This is a genomic window from Vannielia litorea, assembly GCF_019801175.1.
Lineage (GTDB): Bacteria > Pseudomonadota > Alphaproteobacteria > Rhodobacterales > Rhodobacteraceae > Vannielia > Vannielia litorea_B.
In genome coordinates this window covers 172,526-189,688 of record NZ_JAHVJR010000002.1, presented here as the reverse complement: position 1 = coordinate 189,688, position 17,163 = coordinate 172,526, and the positions used below count along the sequence as shown (strand labels likewise).

The following is a 17,163-nucleotide window of genomic DNA, read 5'->3' as shown; positions in this document are numbered from 1 at the left end:
GAGGAGGATTTGTCGATGCCCTATACCGCGCCCACAGATGAATTTCGCTTTCTGCTCAACCACGTGGTTGGCTACGGGCAGGTGACCGAGACCGAGCGCTTTGCCGAAGCAGGCGGAGAGATGGTCGATGCCATCCTGACCGAGGCTGGCAGGCTCTGCACCGAGGTTCTTGGGCCGCTCCAGCGCAATGGTGATCTGCACCCAGCGGTACTAGAAAATGGCGTCGTCCGCACCTCGCCCGGCTTCGCCGAAGGCTACAAGGCCATCGCCGAGGGCGGCTGGATCGGCATCAGTGCAGACCCGGAGCACGGCGGGATGGGCTTGCCAATCGCGCTGATGGAATCGGTGAACGAAATGATGAACGGCGCCTGCCTCTCATTGGCGCTGAACCCGTTGCTGACTCAAGGCCAGATCGAGGCGTTGGAACATCATGCTTCTGATCAACTGAAGGCCACCTACCTGCCCAAGCTCATCAGCGGCGAGTGGCAAGGTACGATGAACCTGACCGAGCCTCAGGCCGGCACGGATGTCGGGGCGCTCCGCACCAAGGCTGAGCCGAATGGCGATGGCAGCTATAGCATCACCGGGCAGAAAATTTACATCAGTTGGGGCGACGCGGATTTTGCCGAGAACGTCTGCCACCTCGTGCTTGCCCGTCTGCCTGATGGCGTGCCGGGCACCAAGGGCATCAGCCTGTTCATGGTGCCTCGAAATATACCCAAAGAGGACGGCACACTGGGTGAGCGGAACAGCCTGCGGGTAGTTTCGCTGGAGCACAAGATGGGCCTTCATGGCTCCCCCACGGCGGTGATGGAATATGACGGCGCCACCGGCTGGCTGGTGGGCCAAGAGCATGGGGGCATGGCCGCAATGTTCACCATGATGAACAACGCCCGCCTCGGTGTGGGCATCCAAGGTATCGGGGTGGCCGAAGCCGCCACGCAAGCCGCCGTCGCCTATGCTGCCGACCGCAAGCAGGGCAAAGTCGGTGGCTCCGGCTCCATTATCGAGTTCCCCGATGTGCGGCGGATGCTGATGACCATGAAGGCCGAGACCCAAGCGGCACGCGCTATCGCGCTGGCCAATGCCGTAGCGCTCGACATGGCCAACGCCACTGGCGATGCGGGCTGGGCAGCCCGCGCTGCGCTCTACACCCCCATCTCCAAAGCCTACGGTACCGATATGGGCTGCGAGGTGGCAGCGATGGGCATCCAAGTGCATGGAGGCATGGGGTTCATTGAAGAGACTGGAGCGGCGCAGTTCTACCGGGATGTGCGTGTAACCACGATCTACGAGGGCACAAATGGCATTCAGGCGCTCGACCTCGTCGGGCGCAAGCTGATGGATGGCGGCGAAGCCGCGCTGACGGTGATCTCGGAGATAGAAGATGCCGCCGAAGAGGCACGCGGCCAGTTTCCGCGGCTGGCTGATGCGGTGTGGAATGCCGCCGAGGTGCAGCGCGAGTTGACCGAGGCGTTGCTGGGCATGGACATGGACGCCCGTGGCGCCGTGGCTGTGGCCTACTTGCGGGCCTTTGCCCGTGTGCTCGGGGCCCACTATCATTTGCTCGCAGCCCGCGCCGAAGGCGACAAGGGGCCGCGTTATGGGCTCGCCCAGTTCTACATCACCCGGCTCCTGCCACAGCATGCCGGTCTCGCCGAAGAGGTCCGTATGGGCGGCGAGGGGATGGATGCCCTTTCCAACGAGGAGCTCGCGGGCTAGCTCAGGGGCATGGACGCTCAGCCCCTCACTTTCCCATGGGAAAGCCCGCCTGCACCCGGTGACGCCGTTGAGGTCGCGCCGGGCATCCTTTGGTTTCGCCTGCCGTTGCCAATGGCGCTGGACCATGTGAACCTCTATGCGCTCGACGAAGGTGATGACTGGACGCTGATTGACAGCGGTATGGCGTGGAAGAAGGCGCGGGCGCAGCTTGAGGCGGTGCTGAGCGGGCCGCTCGGTGGCAAGCCGGTGCGCCGGGTGGTGTTGACCCACCACCATCCCGACCACATCGGCCTTGCTGGCTGGCTCGCCGAACAAGGTGCTGAGATCGTGGCTACGCGGGTCGCATGGCTCACCGCCCGGATGCTCCAACTCGATGAGCAGGATCGCCCCGTGGAAGCCCAGAAGCTCTTTTGGCGGCGGGCCGGGATGAACCCGGACATCTATGCCCGGCGCTGCGACGAGCGGCCCTTCAACTTTGCCGACATGACTGTTCCGCTGCCGCTCGTGTTCACCCGGATCGCGGAGGGCGACGCCATCACGCTTGGCGGGCGCAGCTGGCGTGTCAGGCTGGGTCAGGGCCATGCACCTGATCATGCGACCTTCTGGTGCGAAGATGCCCCGCTTGTGCTGGGAGGAGATCAGCTATTGCCGTCGATCTCGCCCAACCTCGGTGTCTACCCGACCGAGCCGGAGGCGGATCCGGTGGGCGAGTGGCTGGAGAGCTGCGAGCGCCTCTCAGCCTACGCCCGCGACGATCATCTCGTGCTGCCCGGCCACAAACTGCCATTTACAGGTCTTCCCGCCCGATTGGTGCAGATGGCAGATAACCACCATGCCGCCCTTGCCCGGCTGCTTGAGCACCTCGCTGAAACGCCAGGCACTGCCCACGATTGCTTCCAGCCGATCTTCGGCCGAAAGATTGAGGGCGATGCCTATGGTCTGGCGCTCGTCGAAGCAGTGGGCCATCTGAATCATCTCTACGTCACCGGAAAGGTCAGCCGTGAGGTTGGGCCCGGTGATGCATACGTTTTCCGGGTGGTCTGAGCCATGAACGACGATATTCGAACGGTTGCTGAAGCTCATGAGGAAGCAGCTCTTTTGCGGTCACGCGCCATCCACGCCGACCCGGACGCCCCGGCGACCGCAGAGCAGAAGCCGTTACCGCAAGCCATGTGTGCGCGGCCGGCGGAGGAGAAGTCGGCTGCCGAATGGGCCTATGAGCGGCTGATTCTCTACATTCAGAACTTCGAGGAACAACTCGACCCCGATGAAGAGATTGCCATGGGCATGACGGATGGCGGAGCAGGGTTGCTGCGCATTGAAGGGATCGGCTTTTTCGCGCCCGACATCGTTAGCTTTTATGGTCGCGACATGGAGGGCGGGCGAATGCAGCTTGTGCAGCATGTGACCCAGCTCAATGTCACGCTCCGAGCGCTGCCGAAGCCCAAGGGCGAGGTCGAGGCTCAGCGCATCGGTTTCCGGCTCGCGAAAGGTCTGGGATAGGCCCGAAAACGGTCGGAGTATCCAAGCTTCGAATGGGTCAGAACCAAAAAAGTCCCGCCCTATGGCATGATCCTTTGCAATAGACCGCTATGAAGCGCCGGGTTGGCGGCCAAGGTTCCGGCAGTAAGCCGACTGGGCGTGTTGAACTGTAGCCGGGCACCATGCCGGTCAGTGACCATGCCGCCAGCCTCCTCCACGATCAGCGCCCCAGCGGCGATATCCCATTCCCAGGTATCTCGAAACGTGACCATCGCGTCGTAACGGCCCTCTCCGACTAGAGCGAGCCGATAGGCCAGCGAGGGGCGGTAGTGGCGGGTGTGGCGCGGTGTGCCGTTGGGCCAATAGTGATCGGCGAGGTTGGGTTTGGCGGTGACGATTGTCACATCATCTGGCCCTGGGGCGGCGGTGACGTGCAGGGGCTTGCCGTTGCGAGTGGCGCCGCCTCCGGCAGACGCAGCATAGGTCACTTTCTTGGCAGGCATTGCGACCACTGCGGCAATCACACGTCCCGCCTCGGCAACGGCGATGGAGTGCGCCCAACTCACCTCGCCGGCTGTAAACGAGCGTGTGCCGTCGATCGGATCGATGATGAAGCAGCGTTCAGCGGAGAGCCGTGCGACATCATCCGCGGTCTCCTCCGAGAGCCAGCCGTAGTCGGGCCGGGCCCCCATCAGCTTGCCGCGCAGCATGGCATCGACAGCGAGGTCTGCCTCGGTCACCGGCCCGGCGCCATCGCCCTTGTCCCAAACGCGGTGTTCGGCGCGGAAGTATCGCATGGCGATGTCGCCGGCCATCGCCGCTGCCTCGGTCAGCAGCGCAAGGTCACTCGCCGCATCATGCCCCGGCAAGGGTGAGCCCTTCGACCAGCAAAGATGGGATGCGATGGGATTTGTGTGCCTTGGCATCATTCGCCGGCGTCAGGCTGGCCAGCATGTCCAGAAGATTGCCAGCGATGGTGCACTCGTGAACGGGGTAGGCGATTTCACCGTTCTCAATCCAAAAGCCTGAAGCACCGCGCGAGTAGTCGCCGGTGTTGGGGTTGATCGTGGAGCCAATGAGCGATGTCACCAGCAGGCCAGTTCCCATGCTCGAGAGCAGTTCGTTGCGGCTGGCACTTCCTGGCGTCAAGGTGACGTTGCTGACCGAGGGCGAGGGCGGCGCTGATGTGCCGCGCGCGGCATTGGCGGTGCTCTCCAGCCCCAGCTTGCGGGCGGACGCAAGATCGAGCACCCAGCGAGCGAGCCGTCCATTCTCGACGAGCAAGGAGGCACGCGTGGGCAGCCCCTCGCCATCAAACGGCCGGGAGCCGGATATGCGAACGCGGTGCGGTTCCTCGGTGAGAGAGAGCGCTTCGGGCAACACTGCTTCTCCCACCTTGCCGATCAGCCAAGATGATCCGCGAGCAATTGCTGCGCCATTCGCGGCCGACAGAAGGTGACCGATGATCGAGGTGGCAGCACGCTCGTCGTAGAGCACAGGGAAGCGGCCAGAAGGCGGCTTTCGGGCCCCGGAACGCGCTGCAGCACGCTCACCGGCGAGAGCGCCGACTTCGGCAGGCGTGGGAAGGTCACCGTGATAGATACGGTGCTCGTAGCAATGGTCGCGGTCCATGGCTGTTCCCCTGCCGGTGATGGCAGACGCCGAGAGCATATGCCCGGTGCGCATGTAACCGCCAGAAAACCCGTTGGACGCCGCGAGGTGTATGCGTGTGCGCCCGAAGCCCGCCGAGGTGCTCTCAACCTGTGTCACGCCCGAGACGCCAGCGGCGGCGGCCTCACAGGCCAGCGCGGCCTCTTGCAGGGCAGCAGCCTCAGGCTCCGATCCGACGTCGGCGAGATCGAGTGCGGCAACATCCCAACCCTGGGCCAGTTGAGAAGGGTCAGCGAGGCCGCAGTGCGGATCTTCCGGGGCCAGCCGTGCCATTGCTACGGCCCGCTCGGCCATGGTGGCCATTGTCTCTGCGCGCAGGTCTGAGCCCGATACGCAAGCCTGCCGTTTTCCCACGAATACCCTCAGGCCGATCTCAGTGCCTTCTGACCGCTCTGCCTGTTCCAAAGCGCCTGCGCGCGTGTCGATGGAGAGCGAAGTGGAGGCGACAGCCATGGCGTCTGCGGCTTCGGCGCCAGCGCTACGGGCGGCGGAGAGCAGCGCCTCTGTCAGGCTTTCGAGGCTTGGGGCATCTGTCATTTCTGTCCTTCCGGCATGGCTCTGCCGATCTGAGCTAGCTTCCGGGTGGGCGCGGTGCAAGCCCGGAGGGATGAAAACCGCCGAGGCTACGCGCCAAGTCAATCCGCTGGAGCACCGTTGGTGAGCATCTGAGCGGAACAGAAAACCCCCGCCGCGTAGTGCGCAGCGGGGGCATTGTACTAACCTCGATGCCCCGCCTACTGGAGGGGGATCGGGATGCCGTTGGCCGAAACTGTGCCGTCAGGGGAGACGCCGATCTCGGTGGTCAGCACATCCGGCCCATCACCGGGGCGAAAGAACATGCCCGACATCATCTTGACGCCATTGGCCTGATCAGCCGGCACGAAGCCCATGGTCACGAGGTTGTCCAGCAGCCCGTTGGCACCCGAGAGGCGGGCGCGCAGCGTGCCATCGGGGGCGGGCATGCCGCCGAAGGTCATCAGGTCGGAGTTGTCGAAGGTGAAGGTGCCGTCGGCAGTCAGCTCCGCACCGGCGACGTTTAGCTTCACGTCCGAGATGTTCAGCGAGTGCAGCTCACCTGGCATGCCCTGCGGGTTGGCCAGCGCCTCTTCGTCGAGAATGTCGATCAGCCAGTTGCCGGTGCCCGCAAGGTTGAAGGTAAGCGTGGCCGGATCGCGCGGCAGCACGGTGCCCGGGTCGAACATGTTCCAGATGCCGTCAGCGATAGTCACATCGTTCAGACCGACGGCGAGCACATAGGGCTTGGGCTCGGTGGATTGGGCCAGCGGGAAAATCACGTTGAACGAGGTTTCCCCCATGCCGAGGGAAACTTCCGGCAGCGGAATATCCGAGCCGGACATGGTGACATCGAAACCGGTGTAGTTGACCGCGTAGAGCACCTGCTCGGCGTTCAGCGTGACCGAGCCGGAGCCGCCGTCCATCTTCCCGGAAACCGCAAAATTATCGCTGCCATCGACACCCTCCACCGCAAAGGTGGTGGCCCCGACGGTGGTGCTGCCCTGCATTGACGCGCCAGCCTTCAGCATTGCTGGAAGCTGCTCGGGGTCCATGAAGAACATTTGGCCCTGACCAGTCGAGCTGGAGGCGATGTCGGCCATGGTGATCGAGCCCTTGCCACTGCCGCCGCCCTCAGGATCACGGCCCTCGAAGTCGATTTGAAGGGTCTCGGCGGTGAACTGCGACGCAATGCCCTCACCAGCCTTGGTGTAGGTGCCAGCCGAGTTGCCGATTGTGCCGGTGAAGGTGAGCGGGACCGCTTCACCGTCCACCTTCATGTCACTGATCCCGAAGGTCATCGAAGGCGCGGCATAGGTGAACGCCACGCCGTCATCGGCGTCTGTGGCCGACATATCGAGGTCGTCCATCGCAAAATTGATGTTCAGCTCGACCTTCTCGCCGTACTCCGGCGCCACAGACATCATCAACTGAAACTCGGGCGGGATCGCGATGGCAACGGTGCCATCACCGTTTTCGGTCATGGTCACATCGCCAAGGGTGCCGGAAATGGTCATCTCCTCCATCTCCATCGAGACGGCAACGTCGGAAGCGGTGAGCACACCCCCCGACATGGATGTGTTCGCAGCGGTCACCTGTTCGCCATACTCGGCGGCCATACCGACCCAGGCTTCCCAGGCCTCTTCGGCGGTGAGCGACCATGCGGCGGGGCTGGCGGCGCAAAGTGCGGCGGCCGCAGCGGACAGGCGGAGGAATGGTTTCATCGGAGAATGTCCTTTCGGGCAGAAATGAAGTGGCGGCATCCTCCCGTGGGGCGCGGGCGGGGTCAAGGGCAGGAAAGACCGAACCGGGTGGACGAAAGGCACCTTTCCGTTATCTCTGGAACGAAACTCATAAGGAGGGTGCGCCATGGAGATGAGCGGCAAAGTAGTGATGATCACCGGGGCAAGCCGGGGGATCGGGGCGGAGGCTGCGCGTGCCTTTGCAGGTGCTGGCGCAAAGGTGGCACTTCTGGCCCGGAGCGAGGAAGCCGTGGCTGATCTAGCAGGGGAACTGGGCGCCGAGGTCGCGCTCGCAATCCCCTGCGATGTGAGCCGATTCTGGGAGATGGAGGCCGCGGTGGCAGCCACGGTCGAGGCCTTCGGGCGGCTCGACGTGTTGGTGAACAACGCGGGCATGCTGGAGCCGATCGCGCATCTGGCTGAAGCCGATCCAGATGCATGGGGGCAAGTGATCGACGTAAACCTGAAGGGCGTCTTCAACGGTATGCGTGCGGCCTTGCCGGTGATGCTGGAGCAGGGCGGCGGCACCATCCTGACCGTGGGCTCGGGCGCGGCGCATGGCCCGGTGGAGGCATGGTCGGCCTACTGCTCCTCCAAGGCCGGTGCGCTCATGCTGACCCGGATGGTGGACAAGGAAAACGGCACGCAGGGCATTCGTGCGATCTCGCTCTCTCCGGGCACTGTGGCCACGCAGATGCAGCGCGACATCAAGGCAAGCGGTATCAATCCGGTGAGCCAGCTCGATTGGTCCGACCATATCGCCCCAGATTGGCCGGCTAAAGCGCTGCTCTGGATGTGTACGGCGGAAGCTGATGACTTCAAAGGCGCGGAGGTGTCGCTGCGCGACCAGGAGATTCGCCGCAAGGTGGGGCTGTTATGATCCGCGTCTCTGATAAAGGCGGGCTGCGGACGATCACCATCGCCCGCCCCGACAAGGCCAACTCTCTGACCTCGGAAATGCTCGAAGCGCTGATCGAGGCCGTGGAGGACGCGCCGAGCGGCGCCCTCATGATCACTGGCGAAGGCAAGGTCTTCTCCGCCGGAGCCGATCTGGACGAGGCCAAGGCGGGGCTGGCAACTTCTCCGCTCTGGGAGCGTCTCTCCCATGCCGTGGCTGAAAGCGACGCGCTGACGGTGGCTGCTCTGAACGGAACACTGGCGGGCGGCGCCTTTGGCATGGTGTTGGCCTGCGATCTGAGGATCGCAGTGCCGGGGGCGAAATTCTTCTATCCTGTCATGCAACTCGGTTATCTGCCCCAACCGTCCGATCCGGCACGACTGACTGCGCTGGTGGGCCGGGGTCGGGCGCGGATGATTTTGCTGGCGGCGCAAAAAGTCGCGGCGGATGAGGCCGTGGCTTGGGGGTTGGTGGATCGGCTGGTCGAGCCCGAGTCGCTGATTGGCGAAGCTGCGGCGCTCTGCGAGGCGGCCATCGCGGCCGAGTCCAAGACGCGTGCAGGCATCAAGGCGATGTGCCGGGGCGTGACGGTGCCCGGCGTCATCCCCGCCGACGCGGACCTGCCGTCTTAGGGTTGAACTCAGGTGGGCGTTTGGCCACCCATGTGACGAAAGCGGCTAGACGCGGATGGGCGCGCAAGGCCTCAGGTGTTGCATAGTCGCGAGCGAGCTCTGTCTCGGTCAGCGTGGCGTGGATTTCCTTGTGGCAAATGTGGTGGAGCAGAACCGTTTCACCGCCCTTCGCGCCCCGCAGACGCGGGATCAGGTGGTGGCGGCTCTGCGGCACGCCAGGCGGGATTGGCCGGTGGCACAGTGGGCAGATGGGCGGTGTATCGTCCATGAGGCATAGATGGGCCGGGAGGCTGGCGTGACAACGGATGCATTGGTGATCGGAGGCGGCCCTGCCGGGCTGGCGGCGGCAGAAGTTCTGGTTGCGGCTGGCAAAAGCGTGCTGCTGGCAGAGGCCAAACCCTCGGTCGGCCGCAAGCTGCTTATGGCTGGCAAGTCGGGACTGAACCTGACCCAGGAGGAAGAGGGCTTTGGGGCGGCCTATGGAACAGACTGGCTTGTACCGATGCTCAAGGCTTTTGGACCAGCGGACGTGCGTGCATGGGCAGAGGGGCTGGGGCAGCCGACCTTCGTGGGCTCGACTGGGCGTGTTTTTCCCAGAGCGATGAAGGCGTCGCCGCTGCTACGTGCTTGGATGGGGCGTCTCTCGCGCGTAGAGGTGCGGACCCGTTGGCGCTGGTGTGGATGGGAGGACCGGGCAGCGCTTTTCGACACGACGGAGGGCATGCAGCGCGTAAAGCCCGGAGTAACGATTCTCGCACTGGGCGGAGCGAGCTGGTCAAGACTTGGCTCGGACGGCGCATGGGCAGAGTTGCTGGCAGCCGAGGGCATTGAGGTGGCGCCGTATCGGCCAGCGAACATGGGTTTCGAAGTAACATGGTCGCCCCACATGACGCCGCATTTTGGTAGCCCGGTGAAGGGAGCGCGGCTGACAGCCGGAGCATCGCAGAGCCACGGAGAGTTCGTCATATCGGAGCGTGGGCTCGAAGGCGGCGGGATCTACGAGGTGTCAGCCGCAATGCGTGATGGTGCGCCGCTTTTGCTCGATCTGCTGCCAGACATGACCGCCGAGTATGTCGCCGCACAGCTGGCTAAAGGTGGAAAGGAGAGCATCGGCAACCGCCTGCGCAAACGCCTCGGTCTGAGTCCTGTGACGCGGGCTTTGATTATGGAATTCGGGCGTCCTCTGCCGGAAGGCGCGGCCTTGGCAACACTGCTCAAGGCCCTGCCCATTCGCCACAATGGCCCACGCCCGCTCGATGAAGCGATTTCGGTCGCCGGAGGCGTAACCCGCGCGGCGGCGGATGACGGGCTGATGCTGCGGGCAAGGCCGGGCGTCTTCGTCGCCGGTGAAATGCTCGATTGGGAGGCCCCTACAGGTGGCTATTTGCTAACCGCTTGCCTCGCAACGGGGCGCTGGGCGGGGCAACACGCGCTGCAATACCTCGGATAGATTCAAGATTTTGGGGTGTCGTGCCGAAGCGTGCCTGCCTGGGTTGCTCCCCCACCTGATGTTGGGGAATGGCCGCTTCGGCATACGAAACCTAGCAACCCGATTTGTTTCGAGTCAACCCACAGATGTAGCGATGGATAGATCGCACAGAAGTGGCCCCGGCAGGGACATGCCGGGGCCGTTGACTTGCGGAAACTCAGGCTCTGCTCGGCTGGCTGACGGCCTGCACCAGCGCCACTCGGCCGAACCGCGACAGTGCGGAATTCAGCGGGAGAGGCTCTCGGCAAGGCGCATCAGATTAACCGCCTCCGCGCGGTAGCCAAACTCGTCCTCTCCCTTGGCCCCATTGGCCAGTTCGATGGCCTCTGCGTAGCTCCAGTCTCCAAGGTAATCGGAGCCTTTCAACAGTTGGCCGAACCCGGCAATGGCAGCGGCGAAGCGGGTCTCACTGGTGGCATCGCCCATGCCCTCGGTGATCGGTAACTCCAGCAATTCGCTCTCACTCTTCCCCGGCTCCTTCCAGCGCATCCGCAGGAAGGCCAACTCAGGGTTATCCTGCTCGCCCTGCGCAGGAGCAACGGAGGCATCGGCCGAGCCATAGCGCAGAGGGTCGTTCAGCACGGCGGGCGAACCCACGTGTGTCACCTCGTAGATAGCCGTAACCGAGTGGCCTGCGCCGATCTCGCCCGCATCTACCCTGTCGTTGTTGAAGTCCTCACGTTTCAGGGCGCGGGTTTCATAGCCGATCAGCCGGTACTCGGCGACCTCGGCAGGGTTGAATTCCACCTGGATCTTCACGTCAGATGCGATCGGAAAGAGCGCACCAGTGAGCTGATCGACCAGCACCTTGCGCGCCTCGTTCAGCGTGTCGATATAGGCGGCCTGTCCATTGCCGTTCTGTGCCAGCGACTGCATCAACGCATCGTTCAGGTTGCCCCGCCCGAAGCCAAGAACGGAGAGGAAAGTGCCGCTCTCGCGCTTCTCTTCGATGAAGTCCTTCATCTCATCGGGCGAGGAGAAGCCCACGTTGAAGTCGCCATCAGTGGCCAGCAGAACGCGAGAGATTTCGCCCTCTTCGGTCATCTCCTCAGCCACTGCATAAGCTTGTTCCAGCCCGGCCGCTCCGGCGGTGGAACCGCCCGCGCCAATGTTGTCGAGCGCAGCAAGGATCTTGGCGCGGTCCCCGGCTGGCGTCGGGGGCAGGACCAGTCCGGACGAGCCTGCATAGGCCACGATGGCCACCTGATCCTCGGGGCGCAATTCGGGCAGCATCAACCGGAGTGACTGCTTGAGCAGGGGCAGCTTGTTTGCGTCCGACATCGACCCAGACGAGTCCACAAGGAACACAAGGTTCAACGGCGGGCGATCTTCGACAACCGGCATCTCGCCCTGAATGGCCACCGTAACAAGCTGGGTATCCGGGTTCCATGGGGTCTCCGAAACCACAACGGTGGGCTTGAACGGCGCAGGATCATCCGCCTCTGGAGCAGCGTAGGCATAGGGGAAATAGTTGACCATTTCCTCCACCCGCACCGCATCGGCGGGCGGCATCTGCCCAGCGTTGAGCGAGGAGCGCACCACCGAGTAGCTGGCCGTGTCCACATCGATGGAAAAGGTCGAGACCGGCTCCTCGGAGGCCACTTTCACAGGATTGCTCTCGGCCTCCGGGTACGCCTCGGTATCGGGTGCCGGGTGGGCAACCGTGCCCTCATCTGGCCTCGGCGGCGCGAAGGTTCCGGCGATGCGACCGAGGGTGCCGTCTTTGGCGGCGCCTGCGGTGGCGGAGCGCTTGCGCGCGACAGTTGCCGTGCGCGGTGCGACCGAAGGCGCGGGTGCCGGCTCGGCGGCGACATCGGCCATCGCGTCCGCTTCCATAGGTGCCTCGCTTTCGGTCAGCGCTTCGACGGCTTCGGTAGCGGCAGCTCCGCCAGCGGCGCCATCGTCGGCGCGCGCCTCATCTGCGGCAGCCACTTCCTGACGGGCCACCTGCTGTCCCGGGGCGGACTCGGCCTGTTCACGAACCTTCGGCTCAGCAGACGGATCGGTCGGGCCCTCGCTAACCGTCACGATCTCGGGTGCGCCGCCCTCATTGATCTGCGGGATAATCACAACGGCCGCCAGCCCGGCGGCAACGATCCCCGTAGTGGCGGCCAGCCCGGCCTTGGTGCTCAGCTTCGAAAACATCTCTCTGACTCCTTGCATCAGCCCCGCCTGTCGGGGTCTTTCAGGAGTGGGACGGGCCTCGGCTGCGGATCCTTGGCGCAATGCCGCATTTTCCTCGTGCTGGTCTTCGAAGGCCTGCATGGCAAGGGCCGTCGCGCGGGCCTTCGCCTCCGGGTCAGGGGCGGGAGGGGCGGCGCGCATCGCCGCTTTCAGCTTTTCGAACTCGTCGGTCATGACGCTCTTTCCTCGGTTGCCACGGCGCGGAGGCGCTTTTTGACCTCCGACATGCGCCAGGCGATTGTGCCCTCGCTTACGCCCAGCACCTCTCCGGCCTGGGATTGTGTCATCTCTTCACCGAGCACGAGCGCGCAGGTGTCGCGCAGCTCTGGCGGCAGGGCGCGCAGGGTGGCGGTGAGCCAGTCCACCGCCTCGGCGGTTTCGGCCATCTCGGCCTGTCGTGCCTGCTCCCAGTCACCCCATTCCTCGGCGGCCCGGGCCTGCGTTGCCGCGCGCCGCCGCCGGTCATGGGCCGCGTTCACCGCCACCCGGTAGAGCCAGGTGGTAAAGGCTGCCCGGCCCTCGTATCTGGCCAGCTTGGCGGGCAGAGCAAGGCAGATGTCCTGCGTCAGATCTTCCGCTTCCGCACGGGCCGCGGTCAGCCGAAAAGCGAAGGCGAAAAGCCTGTCGTAATGCCGTGCCAGCAGCGAGGCGAAGGCCTCCCTGTCACCGCCAGCGGCGGCGAGGGCAAGGGAATGGTCAGACACCGACATGCGCATACCGTTGGTCAGACGCATGCGGCGCGTCAATCCTTGGGACTATGCGAGAGATTTTTTTGCTCGCCGCCTCTTACCAAGACAGTTGTCGATCCCAGCGGGCATCGCGAAACTCAGCCGCGCACCCGCCGCCTGCGGCCCGTGGCCAGCGCAATCAAGCCTGCGCCCACGATAATGGCAGATCCTGCAAGCGTGGCGGTGTCCGGCCGCTCTCCAAAGAAAAGCGCAGCCAAAATCATGGCCACCACCAGCCGGGTGTAGCGGAAGGGCGCAACCACGCCCACATCGCCCGTGCGCATGGCGATGGTCAGCGCATAATAGGCCGAGGCCCCCGCCAGAGAGGCGGCGAGAATGCGCAAGGCATCCGTACCGGAGGGGACCACGGGTGCGGTTTGAAAAGCAAGGATAACCAACCCCGCCGGAATCAAGATAGCACAGCCGTAGAGGCTGAGTTGAACGTGAGAGAGCACTTGCGGCGCGGCACGCGTGGCGAGGTCACGCCCGGCAAAGCCGATCATGCCGAGCACGGACAGGATCGCCAGCATGTCGAATCCGGCAAGGCCAGGGCGGAGCACCAGCAAAACGCCCGCGAAGCCCACCACGATCGCCAACCACCGGGCCGGGCTGACCGGCTCCCGCAAAACGGTCATCGCGCCGAGCGCCACCACCAACGGGGCGGCTTGCAGGATCGCCGAGGCAGTGGAGAGCGGCGTGAGTGCAATGGCGAGTGTATAAAACACCCGTCCAACCATCTCGAACCCGCAGCGCACCGCCATGGGGCGCGAAAACAGTGCCGGATGGATCAGCCGCTCGCCCCGGCGGAGGCACAAGACCACGAAGATTGCCGTGCCGATGAGCCCAAAGGTGGCCAATACCTGCCCAACCGGCACCGCCCCGGCGGCGGATTTGATGAACGCGTCTTCGACAGCGAATCCGGCCATCGAGGCCGTCATCCAGAGCGCGCCCTGGGCATTGGGAGAAAGGGGCATGAGGGCCTCGCGGTGGTGTCGGGGCAAGTTGCCCGGCTGGCGGGCGAGGTCAAGTGCCAGCGCTTCGAGGCCGCATAGGCGGAAACCGCCCGTATCAGACCCACTTCGCCATTGGGGGAAGGCTCATCAGCACAGCATTCGCGTCATGCCCCGTGACCAAACCAAACTTGGTGCCTCGGTCGTAGACAAGGTTGTACTCTGCATAGAGCCCACGATGGACCAATTGCGCGTCCTTCTCCGCCGCCCCCCAAGCCTGACCCCGGCGCTTTTCGACCAGTGGCAGGTAGGCGGGCAGAAACGCTCGCCCGATATCCTGCGTCAGGGCAAAATCCGCCTCCCAGTCGCCGGTGTTTCGGTCATCCATGAAGATGCCGCCTACCCCACGCGCCCGGCCACGGTGAGGAATGAAGAAGTATTCATCCGCCCAAGCCTTCAGCTCGGGGTAAAGCTCCGGCCCGTGTGGCTCCAAATACGCCTTCTGCTGCCCGTGAAAATGCGCCGTGTCCTCGTCGTACTCGATGCAGGGGTTCAGGTCGGAGCCGCCGCCAAACCACCAAGCCGAAGGGGTCCAAAACATGCGGGTGTTCATGTGAACGGCAGGCACATGCGGGTTTTGCATATGGGCGACAAGGCTGATCCCAGAGGCCCAGAAGCGGGGATCTTCGGCTACACCAGGCACGCCGCGGGCCGCCATGGCTTTCTGCGCAGCATCTCCCAGCGTGCCGAACACCTCCGACACGTTCACTCCCACCTTCTCGAAGACCCCTCCACCGCGCATCACGCTCATCAGCCCGCCCCCGGCATCGGAGCCATCTTCAGCGCTGCGCGATGTTGGCGTTACTTCAAAGCGCCCGGCGTCCCCCTCACCGTCAAAGCTGTCCTCCAGCCCTTCGAAGGCGGCCACGATCTCGTCACGCAGGCTACGGAACCACGCCGCAGCGCGCGATTTCTGGTCTTCCATTGTGTCGCTCATTCCGGCCCTCCCCGCATATCGTGATTTGGCGAATCCGCGCGGCGACCCTAAACAGGGGGCCAAGCCATTGAAAGGACGCCCGATGCGGCATTTTCTGCCTCTGCTCCTCATCCCCCTCGTCACCGCCTGCGCCACCCCGCGCGAGGCCTGCGAGGCACGGGCAACCAAGGATCTGCGGGTGATGAACAAGCTGATCGCGGAAACACAGGCCAATGTCAGCCGTGGTTATGCGATCGAGCGGGAGTCCTACGTGACCACGCGCTACCAGGTTTGCGCCCGCTCCGGTGACGGCCCGGTCGAGGCCGTCTGGTGCCACCGCCCCGAAACCCGCTACCGCACCAAGCAGGTCGCGATCGACCCAGCCGCCGAACAACAAAAACTGCGCAACATGATCGTCAAGCGCGACCAGTTGGAGCGCGAGGCCCGGTCACAAGTCGCCGCTTGCCGGAAGGCCTATCCGGAGGGCTGACCGGGCTCAGATATCGTTCCGCGGAATCCGCAGGACCTGACCCGGGAAGATCAGGTTCGGGCTGGCCAGCACGTGTTGATTGGCCTCGAAGATCGGTTGGAAGTTCCCATTGCCATATTGCGACTGGGCGATACTCGAGAGAGTGTCTCCCGGTTGAACGGTATAGGGTTGCCAGCCCCGGTAGCCGGGCAGGATGCGGGGGCCAAAGAGCACGGGGATGGTCACCGACGGGCCGTTTTCGTTTCCGGTATCATCTGCCAGCGTCAGAAACAGGCGGTTGAGTTGGAAAGAGTTCGTCGCCGGAATGTCGATGGAGCCCTGAAACTGCCGAAGTCCGAGTGAACCGACGTGGGTGAAGCTGGAATACTCATCGTGCCCCTCGCTGACATGGATCGTCAGCGTGCCTTCAAAGGCAGTGGCGTTACCGGCGATCAGGATCGTGTCGCCAACGAGATCGAATGGCCGGGGTTGTTGGATATCGAGCGTGGGCGTCATGGCGTGCGACTCCGTTGCGGGGTTGGGCAAGCTTGAGCTCAGCCTAGCAGCCGCCGCCCGGGAAACGGTGTGAAAACCCCATGAAAAAGGGCGGCGCGGGGTGAGCCGGCCGCCCTTCTGGCGTGAATGTCGCCGGTGTTACGGGTTTGCGGAGATGATGCCGTTCAGCCAGTCCACGTAGTTCGCGGTGCGGGTGTAGGCCGAGAATTTGGCCTGCTCGTTGCAGCTCTTGCCGCCCTCACCGGAGAGACCCCAGCTCACAACACCCGCCTGAATGTAGAGACCCTCGTCGTTAACTTTGACCACCAGCGGGCCGCCGCTGTCGCCCGAACAGGCGGTCTTTCCACCCTCATAAGTGCCAGAGCAGATCATGTTCTCCGAGATCGGAATGGGCGCACGTTTCACCAGTTCTTCCCACGCACCCTGAGCATCATCGGGCGTGAGGCCAAAGGTCTTGGCCGCAAAGACGAAGCCCTTGGCAGCCACCTCGGCGCGGGCCTCCATCAGAGCCTGGTTGCAGGCGTCGCGGGGGAGCATCTGAATATCGGCCTGGCGCATATCTTGCGGATGCTCGCCGCCGTCGATCAAGCCCCAGCCGGTGACGGTGGTGGTCACACCCGGCTGCTCCAACAGGTCACCCAGCTCGGCATCGGGGATCTTCACCGTCTCGTAGGGGACCTGCGGCGCGCGGGAGAGCTTCAGCAGCGCGATGTCATTGTCGAATACGCCGCCGATATAGCCGGGGAAGCGGTAGAGCGCGGCCACGTCGATCAGGTCGCCCTTGCCTTCGGCAATCTGGTTGGTGCCTGCAAGCACTTGGATAGCGGCGGGGTTGATGTCACGATATTGGCCCTGCGGGTCCTGCATGTGCACACAATGCGCCGCGGTCAGCACCCACTGGTCCAGCACCAGCGAGCCACCGCAAAAATGGGCGTCAGGCGTTATGCCCTTGCCCTTGATCATCAGCGCCACCTGCCACGGCCAAGCGCCATCAGCGGCCACTTCGCCACCGATCACGCGCGAGCCGCTGTCTTCGCTGGCCTTCTCCTCCAGATACTCCGCTTTCTCGCCGCTTTCGGCCCATGCGAAGGGCGAGGCGCTGCCGTCGTCAGAAAAATCCTGTGCCGTAGCGGTGCCGAGGCCAAGCCCGGCGACCGCCGCGATTACCGCTGCAAATCTCATGTCCGTTGT

General features: G+C 64.1%; 17 protein-coding genes. 7 read left to right on the top strand and 10 right to left on the bottom strand.

Annotated elements, in window-relative coordinates:
- Positions 1-15 precede the first annotated feature (15 nt).
- The 3 genes from KUV38_RS16355 to KUV38_RS16345 are packed head-to-tail and all read left to right on the top strand — an operon-like array spanning position 16 to position 3,225.
- Entirely contained in the window at positions 16-1,722 is a 1,707-nt protein-coding gene (locus KUV38_RS16355; protein ID WP_222471279.1) for an acyl-CoA dehydrogenase, read from the top strand.
- A gap of 9 nt (positions 1,723-1,731) precedes the next feature.
- Positions 1,732-2,766 carry an MBL fold metallo-hydrolase gene (locus tag KUV38_RS16350; RefSeq protein ID WP_222471278.1) on the top strand — a complete coding sequence of 345 codons (1,035 nt, stop codon included), beginning with the start codon at positions 1,732-1,734 and terminating at the stop codon, positions 2,764-2,766.
- A 3-nt stretch (positions 2,767-2,769) separates the two neighbouring features.
- The gene (locus tag KUV38_RS16345) at positions 2,770-3,225 is read left to right on the top strand and encodes a DUF6173 family protein (protein ID WP_222471277.1); all 456 of its coding nucleotides are present in this window, start codon (positions 2,770-2,772) and stop codon (positions 3,223-3,225) included.
- 59 nt (positions 3,226-3,284) lie between these two features.
- On the opposite strand, the gene KUV38_RS16340 is transcribed toward KUV38_RS16345, so the two are convergent.
- The 3 genes from KUV38_RS16340 to KUV38_RS16330 form a co-directional block, all read right to left on the bottom strand.
- Positions 3,285-4,073, bottom strand: a complete 789-nt coding sequence (locus KUV38_RS16340; protein ID WP_261385395.1) for a 3'(2'),5'-bisphosphate nucleotidase CysQ — start codon at positions 4,071-4,073, stop codon at positions 3,285-3,287.
- Positions 4,060-5,412, bottom strand: coding sequence for a TldD/PmbA family protein (locus KUV38_RS16335; protein ID WP_222471275.1), 1,353 nt, complete (start codon positions 5,410-5,412; stop codon positions 4,060-4,062). The genes KUV38_RS16340 and KUV38_RS16335 overlap by 14 nt, the downstream gene beginning before the upstream one ends.
- 197 nt (positions 5,413-5,609) lie before the next feature.
- Entirely contained in the window at positions 5,610-7,112 is a 1,503-nt protein-coding gene (locus KUV38_RS16330) for a DUF2125 domain-containing protein (protein WP_222471274.1), read from the bottom strand.
- 145 nt (positions 7,113-7,257) lie between these two features.
- On the opposite strand from KUV38_RS16330, the gene KUV38_RS16325 reads away from it, so the two are divergent.
- Together KUV38_RS16325 and KUV38_RS16320 are read left to right on the top strand one after the other, a co-directional pair.
- Positions 7,258-8,010 (top strand): SDR family oxidoreductase, encoded by a 753-nt coding sequence (locus KUV38_RS16325; RefSeq protein WP_222471273.1) that lies wholly within the window; start codon positions 7,258-7,260, stop codon positions 8,008-8,010.
- On the top strand, positions 8,007-8,660 hold the full coding sequence (locus KUV38_RS16320; protein ID WP_222471272.1) for an enoyl-CoA hydratase/isomerase family protein: 654 nt from the start codon (positions 8,007-8,009) through the stop codon (positions 8,658-8,660). Before KUV38_RS16325 ends, KUV38_RS16320 begins: the two co-directional genes overlap by 4 nt.
- Here KUV38_RS16320 and KUV38_RS20975 read toward each other — a convergent pair.
- The gene (locus KUV38_RS20975) at positions 8,629-8,928 is read right to left on the bottom strand and encodes an HNH endonuclease (RefSeq protein ID WP_261385394.1); all 300 of its coding nucleotides are present in this window, start codon (positions 8,926-8,928) and stop codon (positions 8,629-8,631) included. The genes KUV38_RS16320 and KUV38_RS20975 overlap by 32 nt on opposite strands.
- 27 nt (positions 8,929-8,955) lie before the next feature.
- On the opposite strand from KUV38_RS20975, the gene KUV38_RS16315 reads away from it, so the two are divergent.
- Positions 8,956-10,110 carry a TIGR03862 family flavoprotein gene (locus KUV38_RS16315; RefSeq protein WP_315898647.1) on the top strand — a complete coding sequence of 385 codons (1,155 nt, stop codon included), beginning with the start codon at positions 8,956-8,958 and terminating at the stop codon, positions 10,108-10,110.
- A gap of 264 nt (positions 10,111-10,374) precedes the next feature.
- On the opposite strand, the gene KUV38_RS16310 is transcribed toward KUV38_RS16315, so the two are convergent.
- The 4 genes from KUV38_RS16310 to hemF all read right to left on the bottom strand — a co-directional run bounded on the left by KUV38_RS16310 (position 10,375) and on the right by hemF (position 15,008).
- Positions 10,375-12,312, bottom strand: a complete 1,938-nt coding sequence (locus tag KUV38_RS16310) for a von Willebrand factor type A domain-containing protein (RefSeq protein WP_410001049.1) — start codon at positions 12,310-12,312, stop codon at positions 10,375-10,377.
- 191 nt (positions 12,313-12,503) lie between these two features.
- The gene (locus KUV38_RS16305) at positions 12,504-13,043 is read right to left on the bottom strand and encodes an RNA polymerase sigma factor (RefSeq protein ID WP_222471640.1); all 540 of its coding nucleotides are present in this window, start codon (positions 13,041-13,043) and stop codon (positions 12,504-12,506) included.
- 116 nt (positions 13,044-13,159) lie between these two features.
- Positions 13,160-14,035 (bottom strand): DMT family transporter, encoded by an 876-nt coding sequence (locus KUV38_RS16300; RefSeq protein WP_222471269.1) that lies wholly within the window; start codon positions 14,033-14,035, stop codon positions 13,160-13,162.
- A gap of 94 nt (positions 14,036-14,129) precedes the next feature.
- On the bottom strand, positions 14,130-15,008 hold the full coding sequence (hemF, locus tag KUV38_RS16295; RefSeq protein WP_222471268.1) for an oxygen-dependent coproporphyrinogen oxidase: 879 nt from the start codon (positions 15,006-15,008) through the stop codon (positions 14,130-14,132).
- 82 nt (positions 15,009-15,090) lie between these two features.
- Between hemF and KUV38_RS16290 the strand changes: the two genes are divergently transcribed.
- Positions 15,091-15,477 carry a hypothetical protein gene (locus tag KUV38_RS16290; RefSeq protein ID WP_222471267.1) on the top strand — a complete coding sequence of 129 codons (387 nt, stop codon included), beginning with the start codon at positions 15,091-15,093 and terminating at the stop codon, positions 15,475-15,477.
- A gap of 6 nt (positions 15,478-15,483) precedes the next feature.
- Here the strand turns inward: KUV38_RS16290 and KUV38_RS21115 are convergent, their stop codons facing one another.
- Both KUV38_RS21115 and KUV38_RS16280 read right to left on the bottom strand, forming a co-directional pair.
- Complete coding sequence (locus tag KUV38_RS21115) at positions 15,484-15,972, bottom strand: LysM peptidoglycan-binding domain-containing protein (RefSeq protein WP_222471266.1); 489 nt, start codon at positions 15,970-15,972, stop codon at positions 15,484-15,486.
- Positions 15,973-16,110: 138 nt separating this feature from the next.
- Positions 16,111-17,154 carry a serine protease gene (locus tag KUV38_RS16280; protein ID WP_222471265.1) on the bottom strand — a complete coding sequence of 348 codons (1,044 nt, stop codon included), beginning with the start codon at positions 17,152-17,154 and terminating at the stop codon, positions 16,111-16,113.
- Positions 17,155-17,163: the final 9 nt, after the last annotated feature.

Excerpts from the sequence above, each read along its gene's own strand:
- KUV38_RS16355 (WP_222471279.1), top strand. The coding sequence starts at position 16 with ATGCCCTATACCGCGCCCACAGATGAATTTCGCTTTCTGCTCAACCAC.
- KUV38_RS16350 (WP_222471278.1), top strand. The coding sequence starts at position 1,732 with ATGGACGCTCAGCCCCTCACTTTCCCATGGGAAAGCCCGCCTGCACCC.
- KUV38_RS16345 (WP_222471277.1), top strand. The coding sequence starts at position 2,770 with ATGAACGACGATATTCGAACGGTTGCTGAAGCTCATGAGGAAGCAGCT.
- KUV38_RS16335 (WP_222471275.1), bottom strand. The coding sequence starts at position 5,412 with ATGACAGATGCCCCAAGCCTCGAAAGCCTGACAGAGGCGCTGCTCTCC.
- KUV38_RS16330 (WP_222471274.1), bottom strand. The coding sequence starts at position 7,112 with ATGAAACCATTCCTCCGCCTGTCCGCTGCGGCCGCCGCACTTTGCGCC.
- KUV38_RS16325 (WP_222471273.1), top strand. The coding sequence starts at position 7,258 with ATGGAGATGAGCGGCAAAGTAGTGATGATCACCGGGGCAAGCCGGGGG.
- KUV38_RS16320 (WP_222471272.1), top strand. The coding sequence starts at position 8,007 with ATGATCCGCGTCTCTGATAAAGGCGGGCTGCGGACGATCACCATCGCC.
- KUV38_RS20975 (WP_261385394.1), bottom strand. The coding sequence starts at position 8,928 with ATGGACGATACACCGCCCATCTGCCCACTGTGCCACCGGCCAATCCCG.
- KUV38_RS16310 (WP_410001049.1), bottom strand. The coding sequence starts at position 12,312 with ATGCAAGGAGTCAGAGAGATGTTTTCGAAGCTGAGCACCAAGGCCGGG.
- KUV38_RS16305 (WP_222471640.1), bottom strand. The coding sequence starts at position 13,043 with ATGTCGGTGTCTGACCATTCCCTTGCCCTCGCCGCCGCTGGCGGTGAC.
- KUV38_RS16300 (WP_222471269.1), bottom strand. The coding sequence starts at position 14,035 with ATGCCCCTTTCTCCCAATGCCCAGGGCGCGCTCTGGATGACGGCCTCG.
- hemF (WP_222471268.1), bottom strand. The coding sequence starts at position 15,008 with ATGAGCGACACAATGGAAGACCAGAAATCGCGCGCTGCGGCGTGGTTC.
- KUV38_RS16290 (WP_222471267.1), top strand. The coding sequence starts at position 15,091 with ATGCGGCATTTTCTGCCTCTGCTCCTCATCCCCCTCGTCACCGCCTGC.
- KUV38_RS21115 (WP_222471266.1), bottom strand. The coding sequence starts at position 15,972 with ATGACGCCCACGCTCGATATCCAACAACCCCGGCCATTCGATCTCGTT.
- KUV38_RS16280 (WP_222471265.1), bottom strand. The coding sequence starts at position 17,154 with ATGAGATTTGCAGCGGTAATCGCGGCGGTCGCCGGGCTTGGCCTCGGC.